12 protein-coding genes are annotated in these 15,706 nt (G+C 67.5%); 5 read left to right on the forward strand and 7 right to left on the reverse strand.

Translation table 11 applies throughout. The features are described 5' to 3' along the window. Positions 1–130 precede the first annotated feature (130 nt). The 5 genes from RBJ75_RS18815 (at position 131) to RBJ75_RS18835 (ending at position 9,132) form a co-directional block, all read left to right on the forward strand. Positions 131–853 carry a nucleotidyltransferase family protein gene (locus RBJ75_RS18815; RefSeq protein WP_044411090.1) on the forward strand — a complete coding sequence of 241 codons (723 nt, stop codon included), beginning with the start codon at positions 131–133 and terminating at the stop codon, positions 851–853. A gap of 62 nt (positions 854–915) precedes the next feature. Then, positions 916–4,065, forward strand: a complete 3,150-nt coding sequence (gene addB, locus RBJ75_RS18820; protein ID WP_044411089.1) for a double-strand break repair protein AddB — start codon at positions 916–918, stop codon at positions 4,063–4,065. After that, the gene (gene addA, locus RBJ75_RS18825; protein WP_044411107.1) at positions 4,062–7,568 is read left to right on the forward strand and encodes a double-strand break repair helicase AddA; all 3,507 of its coding nucleotides are present in this window, start codon (positions 4,062–4,064) and stop codon (positions 7,566–7,568) included. The genes addB and addA overlap by 4 nt, the downstream gene beginning before the upstream one ends. Before the next feature lie 97 nt (positions 7,569–7,665). Then, on the forward strand, positions 7,666–7,986 hold the full coding sequence (gene trxA / locus RBJ75_RS18830) for a thioredoxin (protein ID WP_044411088.1): 321 nt from the start codon (positions 7,666–7,668) through the stop codon (positions 7,984–7,986). Between the two features lie 135 nt (positions 7,987–8,121). Further along, positions 8,122–9,132, forward strand: a complete 1,011-nt coding sequence (locus tag RBJ75_RS18835) for an ATP-dependent DNA ligase (RefSeq protein ID WP_044411087.1) — start codon at positions 8,122–8,124, stop codon at positions 9,130–9,132. Here the strand turns inward: RBJ75_RS18835 and RBJ75_RS18840 are convergent. From RBJ75_RS18840 to RBJ75_RS18870, 7 genes are all read right to left on the reverse strand, one after another. Continuing rightward, complete coding sequence (locus RBJ75_RS18840; protein ID WP_044411086.1) at positions 9,107–9,865, reverse strand: metallophosphoesterase family protein; 759 nt, start codon at positions 9,863–9,865, stop codon at positions 9,107–9,109. The two genes, RBJ75_RS18835 and RBJ75_RS18840, sit on opposite strands and share 26 nt — an antisense overlap. Positions 9,866–9,881: 16 nt before the next feature. Continuing rightward, complete coding sequence (locus RBJ75_RS18845; protein ID WP_044411085.1) at positions 9,882–11,210, reverse strand: bifunctional folylpolyglutamate synthase/dihydrofolate synthase; 1,329 nt, start codon at positions 11,208–11,210, stop codon at positions 9,882–9,884. After that, positions 11,207–12,181, reverse strand: a complete 975-nt coding sequence (gene accD / locus RBJ75_RS18850; RefSeq protein ID WP_044411082.1) for an acetyl-CoA carboxylase, carboxyltransferase subunit beta — start codon at positions 12,179–12,181, stop codon at positions 11,207–11,209. Before accD ends, RBJ75_RS18845 begins: the two co-directional genes overlap by 4 nt. Positions 12,182–12,296: 115 nt before the next feature. After that, positions 12,297–13,130, reverse strand: a complete 834-nt coding sequence (trpA, locus tag RBJ75_RS18855; protein ID WP_044411079.1) for a tryptophan synthase subunit alpha — start codon at positions 13,128–13,130, stop codon at positions 12,297–12,299. Between the two features lie 211 nt (positions 13,131–13,341). Next, positions 13,342–14,559, reverse strand: a complete 1,218-nt coding sequence (gene trpB / locus RBJ75_RS18860; RefSeq protein WP_276156433.1) for a tryptophan synthase subunit beta — start codon at positions 14,557–14,559, stop codon at positions 13,342–13,344. Then, a complete protein-coding gene (locus RBJ75_RS18865; RefSeq protein WP_044417698.1) occupies positions 14,559–15,215 on the reverse strand; it encodes a phosphoribosylanthranilate isomerase in 657 nt (218 codons plus the stop codon). Before RBJ75_RS18865 ends, trpB begins: the two co-directional genes overlap by 1 nt. An 88-nt stretch (positions 15,216–15,303) precedes the next feature. Next, the gene (locus RBJ75_RS18870; protein ID WP_044417696.1) at positions 15,304–15,684 is read right to left on the reverse strand and encodes a lipopolysaccharide assembly protein LapA domain-containing protein; all 381 of its coding nucleotides are present in this window, start codon (positions 15,682–15,684) and stop codon (positions 15,304–15,306) included. Positions 15,685–15,706 lie beyond the last annotated feature (22 nt).

A 15,706-nucleotide genomic window follows, 5' to 3' on the forward strand; every position in this document is an offset into this window, starting at 1 on the left:
CCAATGCGCCGCGCTGTCGTATCGCCGTCACCTTCGATGATTACCCAAACCCATCGATAGACCGCCGAAGACCTCGTGATACAGTCAGGTCATCGCGAATCCTTGCCCCATTTCGAGCACCGTTGCCGCTATGCCCGTCAAGCCAACCAGAGCCATGATCCTCGCCGCCGGTCTCGGCGTCCGCATGCGCCCGCTCACCGACCACATGCCGAAGCCGCTGGTGCCGGTCGCCGGCCGGCCCTTGCTCGACCATGTGCTCGATCGGCTCGCGGAGGCCGGCGTCGCCGAAGCCGTGGTCAATGTGCATTATCTGCCCGACCAGATCATCGACCACGTCGCCGCGCGCACGAGTCCGCGGGTGACGATTTCGGACGAACGCGACGCCGTGCTCGGCACCGGCGGCGCCGTCGTCAAGGCGCTGCCGCTGCTCGGCGCGCAGCCGTTCTTTCATCTCAACGCCGACACGATGTGGATCGACGGCGTGCAGCCCAATCTGACGCGGCTGGCCGAGGCGTTCGATCCGGCGCGGATGGACATCCTGCTGCTGATGGCGCCGACCGCCGACAGCATCGGCTACCATGGCAATGGCGACTACGCGATGGCGCCCGACGGCAGCCTGCGCCGGCGCAAAGAAAACGAGGTGGTGCCGTTCGTCTATGCCGGCGCCGCGATCATGACGCCGGCGCTGTTCGCCGACGCGCCGCGCGGCGAATTCGCGCTGACCGCGATGTTCGACCGCGCCGCCGCGCAGCATCGGCTGTTCGGGCTTCGGCTCGAAGGCGTCTGGATGCATGTCGGAACGCCCGATGCGGTGCACGCCGCCGAAGAGGCTTATCTCGCCAGCGTCGCCTGACACCTCCCGTCGCGCGCCCGCCCATGCCATGATGCCGCCCGATCCCGCGAATCAGGAAGCTCATGCGCGTCTATAGCGTTCCGTCCTCGGCGCCACTGCTGCGCACCACGATCGCCGCGCTGGTCGATGGCCGGCTGGTCGACGGCTTCGAGGCGCGCCGCCAACCCGAACGATTGGCCGAGGCGACGTTGTATCTGCCGACCCGCCGCGCCGGACGTTTGGCGCGCGAGATCTTTCTCGACGTGCTCGGCACCGATGCCGTGCTGCTGCCGCGCATCGTCGCGCTCGGCGATATCGACGAGGACGAATTGGCCTTCGCGCAGGCGGCGTCAGGTTCGGCGGAGCTTGAGGTGCCGCCGGCGCTGGAGGGGCTGCCGCGCCGGCTGCTGCTGGCGCAGCTGATCGCCGCATGGGCCAAGCAGATCAAGCCGGAGGATCGCGCCCAGGCGCCGCTGGTGGTCGGCGGTCCGGCCTCGACGCTGGCGCTGGCCGATGATCTGGCGCGGCTGATGGACGACATGGTGACCCGCGGCGTCGCCTGGAGCGCGCTCGACGCCCTGGTGCCGGACGCGCTCGACACCTATTGGCAGCTGACGCTGCGTTTTCTCAACATCGCCAAGGAGGTGTGGCCGCCGCTGCTCGCCGCCGACGGCAAGATCGAGCCGGCGGCGCGGCGCGATCTGCTGATCGAGGCCGAGGCCAAGCGGCTGACCGCGCATCACGCCGGGCCGGTGATCGCCGCCGGCTCCACCGGTTCGATGCCGGCGACCGCGAAACTCCTCACCATCATTGCCAAGCTGCCGCAAGGCGCGGTGGTGCTGCCCGGGCTCGATCTCGCGCTCGACGAATCCGCCTGGCAATCGATCGGCGGCACGCCGGGCGCGCCGGGAAAATTCGGCGAGCCGCCAGCGTCGAACCATGCGCAATTCGCCATGCATGCGCTGCTGACGGATTATTTCGGCATTGCGCGGAAAGACGTCGCGTTGCTCGGCGAAGCCGCGGCGCATGGCCGCGAGATGCTGGCCTCCGAGGCGATGCGGCCATCCGGCGCCACCGCGCAATGGCATCGCAGGCTGGCCGAGCCGCAAGTGGCGGCGAGCATCTTGGCCGGCATGACGGAGCTCGCGGTGATCGCGGCGCCCAATTCGGAGATGGAAGCGCTGGCGATCGCGGTGGCGATGCGGCAGGCGCGCGAAGCCGGCAAATCCGCCGCCTTGGTCACGCCGGACCGCGCGCTGGCGCGGCGGGTGATGGCGGCGCTGGGGCGCTGGCAGCTGCAGGTCGATGATTCCGGCGGCGACGCGCTGACCGAAACCCCGGCGGGGATTTTCGCCCGGCTTGCCGCCGAGGCGGCACTGCGCGAACTGGAGCCCGCTACATTGCTGGCGATATTGAAACATCCGCTGCTACGGCTCGGCCGCGCGCCGAATGGCTGGCGCGACGCCGCCGCAACGCTGGAGCTGGCGCTGCTGCGCGGCACCAGACCGCAAGCCGGCAGCGCCGGCCTGCTCAAGGACTTCCTCGGATTTCGCCAGCAGCTCGCCAGGCTGAAGCGCGGCGAACCCGCGGCCCTGCATCCGTCAGAACCGCGCGCGCGGCTTGGCGATGACAGCCTCGATCGCGCGCACGCGCTGATCGTGGCATTGCAGGCGGCGCTGGCGCCGCTGGAAAGCGTCGATCCAACGCAGCCGCTGGATTTTTCCGATTTCGCGCGCCGCCACCGCGCCGTGCTGATCGCGCTGACCCAAGACGACAGCGACACCGCGCAGGCTTTCGAGGGCCGCGGCTCGGCGCTGGCGATTGCCTTTGACGATCTCGACGCCGCGGGGCCCCAGAGCGGGTTGATGGTCGCGCCGCGCGACTATGCGGATGTGTTCCAGACCGCGTTCAGCGACCGCATGGTGCGGCGGCCGGAAATCGCCGGCGCGACGCTGCGGATCTATGGTCCGCTGGAAGCGCGACTGACCGAATCCGATCGGGTGATTCTCGGCGGGCTGGTCGAAGGCGTGTGGCCGCCGGCGCCGCGGATCGATCCATGGCTGAGCCGGCCGATGCGGCATCAGCTCGGCCTCGATCTGCCGGAGCGGCGGATCGGGCTGTCGGCGCATGACTTCGCGCAATTGCTCGGCGCCGAGGAGGTGATCCTCAGCCACGCCGCCAAGGTCGGCGGCGCACCGGCGGTGGCGTCGCGCTTCCTGCACCGGCTCGAGGCGGTGGCGGGCGCGCAGCGCTGGAGCGAGGCCCAAGCGCGCGGCCGGATCTATCTCGACTATGCCGAGGAGCTCGATCGTCCCGCCGAGGTGACGCCAATCGCGCAGCCGATGCCGCGGCCGCCGCGCGAGGCGCGACCGACCAGATTGTCGGTCACCGCGATCGAGGACTGGCTGCGCGATCCCTATACGATCTACGCCAAATACATCCTCAAACTGTCGCCGCTCGATCCGGTCGACATGCCGCTGTCGGCGGCCAATCGCGGCTCGGCGATCCACGAGGCGCTGGGCGAATTCACCCAACTTTATGCGACGGCGCTGCCGGACGATCCGGCGCAGGCGCTACGCGCAATCGGCGAACAACATTTCGCGCCGCTGATGGCGCATCCGGAAGCGCGCGCGCTGTGGTGGCCGCGCTTTGCCCGCATCGCCGAATGGTTCGCCAATTGGGAGACCGAACGCCGGCTCAACGTACTGCGCGTCATCGCCGAGACCGAAGGCAAAATCGCCATCCCGCTCGATGGCGACCGCCAATTCATCCTCACCGCGCGCGCCGACCGCATCGAACATCGCCGCGACCGCACCTTTGCGATCCTCGACTACAAGACCGGCCAGCCGCCGACCGGCAAGCAGGTGCGGATGGGGCTGTCGCCGCAGCTGACGCTGGAAGCCGCGATCCTGCGCGATGGCGGCTTCGACGGCATCGCGGCCGGCGCCTCGGTGAGCGAGCTGACCTATGTCAAGCTCAGCGGCAATAATCCGCCCGGCGACGAACGGATTCTCGAATTGAAGCGCGAGCGCGGCGAAGATGCGCAATTCCCCGACGACGCCGCCGACGAGGCGCGCGCCAAAGTGGAAGCGCTGATCCGCAAATTCGACGACCCGGCCACTCCTTACACTTCGCTCAACCTGTCGATGTGGGCCAACCGCTATGGCCGCTATGACGACCTCGCCCGGATCAAGGAATGGTCGGCGGCCGGCGGCGCGGGAGACGAATCATGAGCGCGCCGCGCAGCATTCCGTCGGAGGCCGTGGCGCGGCAGATCCAGGCCTCCGACCCGGCCGCGTCGGTTTTCGTCTCCGCCAATGCCGGCTCCGGCAAGACCCATGTGCTGGTGCAGCGGGTGATCCGGCTGCTGCTCGACGGCGTGCCGCCGGAGAAGATCCTGTGCATCACCTTCACCAAGGCGGCCGCCGCCAATATGGCGGAGCGGGTGTTTTCCACGCTCGGGCGCTGGGTGTCGCTGGATGATGCGGCGCTGACCGCCGCGGTGCGCGCCACCGGCGTCAAGACCGTCGACGCCGCGACGCTGATGCAGGCGCGCAAATTATTCGCCTGCGCGCTGGAGACGCCGGGCGGGCTGAAGGTGCAGACCATCCACGCTTTGTGCACGCGGCTGCTGCAGCAATTTCCGTTCGAGGCCAATGTGCCGGCGCGCTTCACCGTGCTGGACGAGCGCGACCAGGCCGAGATGATGGAGCGCGCCAGCCTCGCGGTGCTGCTGCAAGCGGCGTCGCAGCCCGGCAGCGCCCAGGGTCGCGCGCTGACACTGGCGATGACCAGCGCCGCCGACGTGACCTTTCGCGACGTGGTGCGCCAGGCCTGCACCAGCCGCGACCAGTTCATGGCCTGGACCGACCAAAGCGGCGGCGTCGATGGCGCGATGACGCAGCTAGCGGCCGCGCTCGATGTCGCGCCCGAAGACAGCTGCGACGCCGTCGAGCGGGAGATCGTCGACGGGCCGGAGCTGCCGCGCCGGCGCTGGGAGGAAGTCGCGGCCATTCTGGAGGGCGGCAACAAGACCGATGTCGATCAGGCAACTCGGCTGCGCGAGGCGCTGGCGCTGACCGGGACCGCGCAGATCGACAAATATCTGCAAGTGTTCCTCACCAAGGAGATGACGCCGCGCAAGACCGTGGCGACCAAGAAGATCGCCGACGCCCGCCCCGCACTTGCCGAAGTCTTGAAGCGCGAAAGCAGCCGCGTTGCCGCTTTGCTGGAGCGCCGCCGCGCGCTGTTGATGCGCGACCGCACCCAGGCTCTGTTAGTCATCGCCACCGCGGTGGCGGCGAATATCCGCCGCGAAAAGGCCGAGCGCGGCCTGCTCGATTATGACGATCTGATCGACAAGACCCTGGAGATGCTGGACCGCGTCTCCTCGGCCTGGGTGCATTTCAAGCTCGACCGCGGCGTCGATCATCTGCTGATCGACGAGGCGCAGGACACCAGCCCGCGGCAATGGGACATTGTCGGCCATCTGATTTCCGAATTCACCACCGGGGCCGGCGCCCGCGACGGGCTGCGCCGCACGGTGTTCGCGGTCGGCGACGAGAAGCAGTCGATCTTCTCGTTCCAGGGCGCGGTGCCGCGCGAATTCGCCGAGCGCCGCGAACAATGGCGGCGGCGCTTCAAGGACGCCGAGCTGAAATTCGACGCGGTCAATTTCAACTACTCGTTCCGCTCGGGTGCGGCGATCCTGCAATCGGTCGACTGGGTGTTCCGCGATCCGGCGATCTATCGCAGCATCCACGCCGACAGCGCCTATCCGGTGCATCAATCGCTGGCCGATGCCGGGCCGAGCCTGATCGATCTGTGGCCGCTCGAGGTGCCCGACGAGCGGCAGAATATCGAAGGCTGGCGCGCGCCGTTCGACGCGGTGTCGGAGACCAGCCCCGAGGTCCGGCTGGCGCAGCGGGTACAGGCCGAGATCGCAACATTGATCGCGCAGCGCACCACGACCGGCCCCGCGGGCGACCGCCGCGCGCTGCGCTATGGCGACATGCTGGTGCTGGTGCGCCGCCGCGGCAAGGCGTTCGACGCCATCATCCAGGCGCTCAAGCGCGGCGGCATTCCGGTCGCCGGCGCCGACCGGCTGAAGCTGACCGAGCATATCGCCATCATCGACCTGCTGCATCTGGCCGACGCGCTGCTGCTGCCGCAGGACGATCATGCGCTGGCGGTGGCGCTGAAGAGCCCGCTGTTCGGCCTCGACGATGACGATCTGTTTCGTCTGGCCTGGCGGCGCAAGGGCGCGCTGCGCGACGCGCTCGCGGCACAGGCTTCGACCGATGCCAAATTCGAAACGGCGTTGCGTCAGCTCATCGCTTGCGAGGCCCGCGCCAATGCCGAGACGCCGTTTGCCTTCTATGCCTGGCTGCTCGGCGGCCAGGGTGACGGTGAAGGTGACGGGGGTCGCGCGAAAATGCTGCGCCGGCTCGGCCCGGAGGCCAATGATGCGCTCGACGAGTTTCTGCAGCTGGCGCTGAGCTATGAGCAGAAGGCGCCGGCGTCGCTGCAGGGTTTCGTGACCTGGCTGCGCGCCGCCGATACCGAGGTCAAGCGCGACATGGAAATCTCGCGCGACGAGGTCCGGGTGATGACCGTGCATGGCGCCAAGGGGCTGGAAGCGCCGGTCGTGTTCCTGGTCGACACCACCTCGTCGCCGGCCGACACCCAGCGGCTCAATCTGGTGCATCTGCCGCGCGGCAATGCGGCGCCATCGGCGCCGGGCGTCGTGGTCTGGGCCGGCAAGAAGGCCGACGATCCGCCGGCCGTTGCAGAAGCCCGCGCCGCGATGGTGGCGCAGACCGAGGATGAATATCGGCGGCTGCTCTATGTGGCGATGACCCGCGCCGCCGACCGGCTGATCGTCGGCGGCGTGATGCCCGGCAACCGCAACGAGGTGCGGCCGCTATCATGGTACGATCTGATCGTCACCGGGCTGGAAAATTCCGGGCTGCTGATGCAGCAGGTGCCGCCGCCCGACGGCGTGGTGAAACGCTATCGCCGCGACGATGACGATGCGCCGGAGATCGGCGGCGTCGCCGAGACTCCCCTCGAAACAGCTGCGGTGATCGCGCCGCCCTGGCTGCGCAGACCTGCCCCCGCCGAGCCGAAGTCGGGCGGATCGCTGCGGCCATCCGATTCCGGCGACGGCGACGGCCGCCGCATCCGCCGCGGCGAATCCACCGAGACCCGCGCCCGCGCTCTGCAGCGTGGCGCGCTGGTGCATCGACTGCTGCAATCGCTGCCAGATCTGCCGGCGGCGCGACGCCGCGATGCCGCGACGATCTATCTTGCCCGCAACGCCGCGGACTGGAGCGAGGCCGATCGCGAGGCGCTGGCGGCAAATGTTTTGGGGCTGATCGCCGATGCCAGATTTGCCGCGCTGTTCGGCCCCGGCAGCCGTGCCGAGGTGCCGATCGCCGGGCGATTGCCGCAGCCGGGCGCGCCGCTGCTGGTCTCGGGCCAGATCGACCGGCTGGTGGTGACGCCCGACGAGGTTTTGATCGTCGACTACAAGACCAACCACGCCCCGCCGCACAATGCCGCCGACACGCCACCCGAATACCTGCGGCAGCTGGCGCTGTATCGGGCCGTGCTCGCTAGACTATACCCTGACCGGCCCGTCCGCGCCGCGCTGATCTGGACCGAAAGCACTGAATTCATGGAGATTTCGGCGCCTGCGCTGGACGCGGAGCAGGCCTCCTTCATGTTGCCGTGAGCGTGCTTGACCCGGCCCCGCCGCGTTCCTACCTTCACTTCATCATCCCGGCGCGATTCCCCCCGCCGCGCCTTTCATTGTTCAAACGAGGTACCCCATGGCCGTTGGCAAGGTTTCAGACGTCGATTTCGAATCCGAAGTGTTGCAGGCGACGGGGCCGGTCGTGGTGGATTTCTGGGCGGAATGGTGCGGCCCCTGCCGCATGATCGCGCCGGCGCTGGACGAGATTTCCGGCGCGATGGGCGACAAGGTCAAGATCGTCAAGCTCAATGTCGATGAGAGCCCGAAGACCGCGTCGAAATACGGCGTGATGTCGATCCCGACCCTGATGATCTTCAAGGGCGGCGAAATGGCCTCGCGCCAAGTCGGCGCCGCGCCGAAGCAGAAGCTGCAGCAGTGGATCAGCTCCGCGGTGTGATCTGCGCGAAATAATTGAGTTGGACGGCCGGCTTTTTGCCGGCCGTTTGCGTTGAAGGGGATGGCAAATCTTCGAGCCCGCAAATCCTCCGCACACGCCGCTCTCGCAGCGGACCCCGCTGCCGCGCCCGCCGCGATGGAGGCCCGGTCGGTCGATGCGATTCCGCGCGGCAGCCAATGGCAATATGAACCGAAATGGGATGGCTTCCGCTGCCTGCTGACGCGCAACGGCGACCTGGTCACGCTGCGCTCGAAATCCGGCGAAGACCTGACCCGCTATTTTCCCGAACTGGTCGACGCCGCGCTGACGCTGAAGGCGGGCGCCTTTCTGCTCGACGGCGAGATCGTGGTGCCGAAGGCCAAGACCTTTTCGTTCGACGACCTGCTGCAGCGGATCCATCCGGCGGCGAGTCGAGTCAAGAAACTGGCGATCGCAACGCCGGCACTTTTTCTGGCGTTCGACCTGCTCGCAACCGCGCGGAGCAAAAATCTCGCGGCGCAGCCGCTGAGCAAGCGGCGCCCGGCGCTGGAAAGTTTCGCCGCTGCGCAGTTCAAGGCACAGCCGAGCTTTCGACTGTCGCCCGCAACGGCGCGCTATGCCATTGCCGAAAAATGGCTGGAGCAAGCCGGCGGCGGCTCCGATGGCGTAATCGCCAAGCGGCTCGACCTGCCCTACCAGGCCGGCAATCGCGACGGCATGCAGAAGATCAAGAAATTCCGCAGCGCCGATTGCGTGATCGGCGGCTTTCGCTATGCCAGCAATAGGATCGCGGGCCGCGAGGTGGTCGGCTCGCTGCTGCTCGGGCTGTATGACGATTCCGGCCTGCTACATCACGTCGGCTTCACGTCGGCGATCAAGCGAGGCGAAAAGCCGGCTTTGACTGACAGGCTGGAAGCGCTGATCGCTGAGCCGGGCTTCACCGGAAATGCGCCGGGCGGGCCGAGCCGCTGGTCGACCGAGCGGTCCGCACAATGGCGCCCGCTGAAGCCGTCGCTGGTGGTCGAAATCTGCTACGACCATTTCAGCGGCGAGCGATTTCGCCACGGCACCCGCATCCTGCGCTGGCGGCCCGACAAGGCGCCGTCGCAATGCACGATGGATCAGCTGCGGCAGAAGGCCGTCAATCCGTTGAAGCTCCTTGGATGACCCAGCCGGTGGCGAGCGGCCCCGCAAGCTCCGGCCGGCCGTTGTGTCGCGCCAGCGCCGCCATCGCGTCGTGGTCATACGGCACCAGACGAAAGCTGACCTGCCAGCGGCCGGCGACCAGCTCCAGCACCGCGTAGCTCGGATCCGGCATGCCGGCCTGCACCACATGCGGATAAGGATGGGTATCGCGATAGCCGGGGCAGCCGGCGCTGCCGGGATTGACCACCAGCCGGCCGTCGCCGAGCCGCACCGCGCGCGGAATATGGGTGTGGGCGCACAGGATCAACGATTGCGAGATTCCCGCCGCCGCCTGTTCGATCGACGCCAGCGAGGCGATGCCGACGGTGCCGTCGGGGCTGACGGCGTCGAGCCAATAGGTCTCGTCATGCGCCGGCGTGGCGTGGCAGCAGAACACCTGGTCGCGATAGATCGCAGTGTTCGGCACGCGGCGCAGCCAGTCGAGATGCGCGGCGTCGAGCTGCTGATAAGCGGTGCGATCCCATGAACCCATCTTCTCGGGCAGCTGTTCGATCAGATAGCGGTCGTGATTACCGCGGACATGCACGGCGTCGAGCGTCATAAAGATGTCCATGGTACGCCGCGCATCGAGCGGGCCGCTCGCCATGTCGCCGAGATTGACGATGTCGTCGATGCCCTGGGCGCGGATGTCCGCCAATACGGCTTCCAGCGCTAGATAGTTGCCGTGGACGTCGGCGATCACGGCGAAACGCATGCAATCCCCCAATAGGTCAGGTCGGCGGCGTACCGTTAATCTCCAGCACATGGCCGGCCAGGTACAACGACCCAGCGATCAGGATACGCGGCGGCACCTCGTAAGCAAGCGCGGCGAGCTTGCGCAACGCCGTGTCGATATCGTCGGCGAGTTCGACCCGCATCCCGAGCGCGCGCGCGGCGTCCGTGAGCCGCTCCGGCGGCATCGCGTCGGCGCGATCGGGGATCGGCACCGCGATGATGTGGCGGGTGAGACCGGCGAAATTGCTTAAGAATCCCGCGGCGTCCTTGTTGGCCATCATGCCAGTGATCACCACCAGCGGCCGCGACACCCGCTCCTCGAGATCGCCCAGCGCGGCCGCTGCGACCCGGCCGCCATCGGCATTGTGGCCGCCGTCGAGCCAGATCTCGCTGCCCGGCGGCGCCTGCGCGATCAGCCGACCCGCCGACAGCCGCTGCATCCGCGCCGGCCATTCGGCGCCGACCATGCCGGCCTCATAGGCGGCCTGGCCAATATTGAAACCGTCGAGCGCGCGCATCGTGGCGATCGCCAAGCCGGCATTGTCGACCTGATGCCGGCCGAACAATCTGGGCGCGGCCAGATCCATCAATCCGCGCTCGTCCTGATAGACCAGCCGGCCGTGCTCGATACCGACATGCCATTGCTGACCGCTGGCATGCAGCGGCGCGCGCATCCGCCGCGCCTGCTGCTCGATCACTGCCATCGCCTCGGGCGCTTGCTCGGCGCAGATCACCGGGACGTCGCGCTTGATGATGCCGGCCTTCTCGGCGGCGATCTCGGCCAGCGTGCTGCCTAGAAATTCCGTGTGATCGATCCCGATCGGCGCCAGCACGCAGGCCGCGGGCCGCTCGAGCACATTGGTGGCGTCGAGCCGGCCGCCGAGACCGACTTCCAGCAGCAGCACATCGGCCGGGTTGCGCGCGAACAGATCGAACGCCCCGGCGGTCTCGATCTCGAACAGCGTGATCGGCTCGCCGGCATTGAGCCGTTCGCAATGCGCCAGCGCCGCGATCAGCTGATCGTCGCCGACCAATTTGCCGGCCAGCCGGATGCATTCATTGGGCCGCACCAGCCAGGGCGAGGTATAGACGTGGACGCGCAATCCCGCGGCTTCGAGGATCGCGCGCAGATAGGCGATAGTCGAGCCCTTGCCATTGGTGCCGGCGACATGGATCACCGGTGGCAGGCTGCGCTCGGGACGATCGAGCCGCTGCATCAGAGCCTGCATCCGCTCCAGGCCGAGATCGATGCGGTTGGGATGCAGCTTCGCCAGCCGCGCCCGCAGTGCGGCGAGCGTCGCGGCGGGAGCTGCGCCTTCGCTCACGCCTGCGGCGCGGCCGGCGCCACCACGGGCTCGGCCTCGGTTTCGGGGGAAGCGATCTCGGCCGGCTCGACAACGGGTTCGGGAGCGGCCGGTTCGACCGGGGCCGCGACGACGACCTGCTCGAGCGGCGTCTTGGTCAGGATCCGGCACAGCCGCGCCAGCGTCGGGCGCAGGTCATGGCGGTGCACCACCATGTCGATCATGCCGTGGTCTTTGAGGTACTCGGCGCGCTGAAACCCGTCGGGGAGTTTCTCCCGGATGGTCTGCTCGATCACCCGCGCGCCGGCAAAGCCGATCAGCGCGCCGGGCTCGGCGATCTGCACGTCGCCCAGCATGGCGTAGGACGCGGTGACGCCGCCGGTGGTCGGGTTGGTCAGCACCACGATATAGGGCAGCTTGGCCTCGCGCAGCATCTGCACGCCGACCGTGGTACGCGGCATCTGCATCAGGGACAAAATGCCTTCCTGCATCCGCGCGCCGCCGGAGGCGGCGAACATGATGAAGGGCGATTGTTTCTCCACCGCCAGTTCGAGACCGCGCACGATCGCCTCACCGGCGGCCATGCCGAGCGAGCCGCCCATGAAATCGAAATCCTGCACCGCGGCGACGACGCCGAGACCTTCGAGCTTGCCATAGCCGACCCGGATCGCATCATGGGCGCCGGTCTTGGTGCGGGCGTCCTTGATCCGGTCGACATATTTGCGCTCGTCGCGGAATTTCAGCGGATCGGCGGTGACCTCGGGCAGCGCGACGTCGAACCAGGTCTCGTGGTCGAAGATCGATTTGAGCCGCGCGGTGGCGCCCATCCGCATGTGATAATTCGAGCCGGGGATGACGAACTGGTTCTGCTCGACGTCCTTGTAGAACACCAATTGCCCGGTATCGGGGCATTTGATCCACAGATTCTCCGGCGTATCGCGACGCAGGATGTTGCGGATCTTCGGACGTACGACGTTGGTCAACCAGTTCATGACGTGCTCCGCGCCGCTGCTGGGGCAACGCTCCCAGCCGGGCTCACTGTCTATATGGCGGCCCGGGCGCAACCCGGCAACCGCCGCTTTCGGTCAATATTGACCCTATTTCAGCCTATTCGGCGGCCTGTTTGGCGCCATGGACCCCGGCAGCCAATGCGGCCACCAGATCGGCGACCGCGCCGACGGTCGCCGGGGTGGCGCGATTGTCGGCGTCCAGGCTTTGCTGCAACGCATCGATCAGCGCCGAGCCGACCACCGCGCCATTGGCCTTCCGGGCGATGGCGCGCGCCGCCTCCGGGGTGCGGATGCCGAAGCCGACGCAGACCGGCAGATCGGTATGGCGCTTGATCCGGGCGACCGCGGCGCCGACCTCGTCGGCGTCGGCGCTGCCGGAGCCGGTAATCCCGGTGATCGAGACGTAATAGACAAAGCCCGACGTATTGGCGAGCACCGCCGGCAGCCGCTGGTCGTCGGTGGTGGGCGTGGCGAGGCGGATGAAATTCAGCCCGGCCTTCATCGCCGGCAGACACAGCTCGATGTCTTCTTCGGGCGGCAGATCGACGATGATCAACCCATCGACGCCGGCCTGCTTGGCATCGACCAGGAATTTGTCGACGCCGTAGATGTAGATCGGATTGTAATAGCCCATCAGCACGATCGGCGTGGCGTCGTCGCCGTCGCGGAACGCGCGCACCATCGCCAGCGTCTTCTTCAGCGTGGTGCCGGCCTTCAGTGCGCGCAAGCCCGCCGCCTGGATCGCCGGCCCGTCCGCCATCGGATCGGTGAACGGCATCCCGATCTCGATGATATCGGCGCCGGCCTTGGGCAGCGCCTTGATGATCGCAAGCGACGTCTCAAGATCGGGATCGCCCGCCATCACGAAGGTCACAAAGGCGGCGCGGCCTTGCTGCTGCAGAGCGGCGAAACGGGTGTCGATACGGGTCATGAGTGAGCGCCTGCGTTCTTTGAGAAGCCGAGGCCCCCACCCCAACCCTCCCCCGCGAGCGGGAGAGGGCGCAGGCTGTGCCAGAGGGAGAGGTCTTGCTTCACACGCGTGAATTTGATGGATGAGTTCGCCGCAACGGCGGCCGGTCCCCTCTCCCGCTTGCGGGGGAGGGTTAGGGAGGGGGCGCCGTACTGCGAAGCCTGAACTGCAATCACGTCTTGCCGCCCTTCAAAATCTCCGCGACTTGCGGGATGTCCTTGTCGCCGCGGCCGGAGAGGTTGACGACCATCAGGTGATCCTTCGGCAGGGTCGGCGCCAGCTCCATCACCTTGGCGATGGCATGCGCCGGCTCCAGCGCCGGGATGATGCCTTCGAGCCGCGACAGCAGCTGGAACGCGGCCAGCGCTTCGTCGTCGGTGGCGGACAGATAAGTGACGCGGCCGGTTTCGTGCAGCCAGGAATGCTCCGGCCCGATGCCGGGATAATCGAGGCCGGCCGAGATCGAATGGCCTTCCTGGATCTGGCCGTCTTCATCCATCAGCAGATAGGTGCGGTTGCCGTGCAGCACGCCGGGGCGGCCGCCGGCGATCGAGGCGGCGTGCAGCTGGGTCAGGCCATGGCCAGCGGCCTCGACGCCGAAGATCTTGACCGACGGATCGTCGAGAAAAGGATGAAACAGCCCCATCGCATTGGAGCCGCCGCCGATGCAGGCGATCAGCGAATCCGGCAGCCGGCCTTCGGCCGCCAGCATCTGCGCCTTGGTCTCGGTGCCGATGATCGACTGGAAGTCGCGCACCATCATCGGATAGGGATGCGGCCCCGCCACCGTGCCGATGCAATAGAAGGTATCGCTGACATTGGTGACCCAGTCGCGCATCGCCTCGTTCATCGCGTCCTTCAGCGTGCGCGCGCCGGCCTGCACCGGCACCACCTTGGCGCCGAGCATTTCCATGCGGATCACATTGGGCTGCTGCCGCTCGACATCGACCGCGCCCATGAAGACGATGCATTCGAGCCCGAACCGCGCGCACAGCGTCGCGGTGGCGACGCCGTGCTGGCCGGCGCCGGTCTCGGCGATGATGCGCTTCTTGCCCATCCGCCGCGCCACCATGATCTGGCCCAGCACATTGTTGACCTTGTGGGAGCCGGTGTGATTGAGCTCCTCGCGCTTGAAATAGATCTTGGCGCCGCCGAGATGCGCGGTGAGACGTTCGGCGAAGTACAGCGGCGACGGCCGGCCGACATAGTCCTTGAGATGGCCGTCCATCTCGGCCTGAAACGCCGGATCCGCCTTGGCGTCCGTATAGGCCTTTTCCAGATCGAGGATCAGCGGCATCAGCGTCTCGGCGACGAAGCGGCCGCCGAAAATGCCGAAATGGCCGCGGTCGTCGGGGCCGGAGCGAAAGGAATTGGGCAAAGCTGAATTCATCACATCATCAATTCTTGGCTGGCGCGCGCGGCGCGGAGGAAGGCGCGGATCAATTCGGGATCTTTCACCCCCGGCGCCGTCTCGACGCCCGAGGACACATCGACGCCGCCAGCGCGGGTCACCCGCAGCGCCTCGGCGACATTGGAGGCATTGACGCCGCCAGATACCATAAAAGGCGCTTGCAGATCGAGGTCGCGCAGCAATTTCCAGTCGAACACCGCGCCGAGCCCGCCCGGCCGGGTCGCCCCCTTCGGCGGTCGCGCGTCGAACAGGATGCGGTCGGCAACCGCCGCATAGCGCGGCATTACGGCAAGATCGGCCGCCGTCGCCACGGCGATCGCCTTCATCACCGGCAGCCGGAATTTTTGCTTGATGTCGCCGACCCGCGCGGCGCTCTCGGCGCCGTGCAATTGCAGCAGGTCGGGTGCCAACGCATCGATGATGTCGGTGAGCAGCGCGTCGTCGGGATCGACGCTCAAGGCCACGATGGCGGCGCGGCCACGCGCCTGCCGGCCCAGCTCGCGCGCGCGCTCAAGGCCGAGATGTCGCGGCGACGCGGGAAAGAACACAAAACCCACCATGTCGGCGCCGGCGTCCAGCGCAGCGTCGAGCGTGTCTCGGGTCGACAAGCCGCAGATTTTGACGACGACAGGCATGAGCAACAGACATCGATCGCAATGGAATAAGCGCGAAGACCCTCGCAGCAGGATTGGCGGACGACGAGACGCCGGCGGATGGGCGTTTTTACAACGTCGCGCCGGCCTTGTCGCGCTCGCTTGCGGAATCCCGCCCGAGCAGCCGCGGCGACTCGCTTCTCGCCGGCGTGGCGATGCTGGCGCGCAGATCGGCCAGCTGCGCCCGCGCCTCGGCCGCATCGGCCGCATGCCGTCTGGCGTCGCGGCGCCAATGCCGCTGCCTGATCCAGGTCGCGATGCCGCCTGCCAGCACGCCGAGGATGGCCACCCCGATCACCAAAGCGAATAGCGGCAGGGTGACGCTTCCGGGCGTATCGCCGAGATTGAGCGGGTCGAACGCCACGGTGACCAGGTGTCGATTGGCGACCGCAAACACGATCAGGATGAGTCCGAGCGGCACCAGCACCAAGGCCATGAAGAATTTATACATGTCGTCCTCGCCTTGCCCCGCA

The sequence above is a fragment of the Rhodopseudomonas sp. BAL398 genome (assembly GCF_033001325.1).
GTDB lineage: Bacteria > Pseudomonadota > Alphaproteobacteria > Rhizobiales > Xanthobacteraceae > JARJEH01.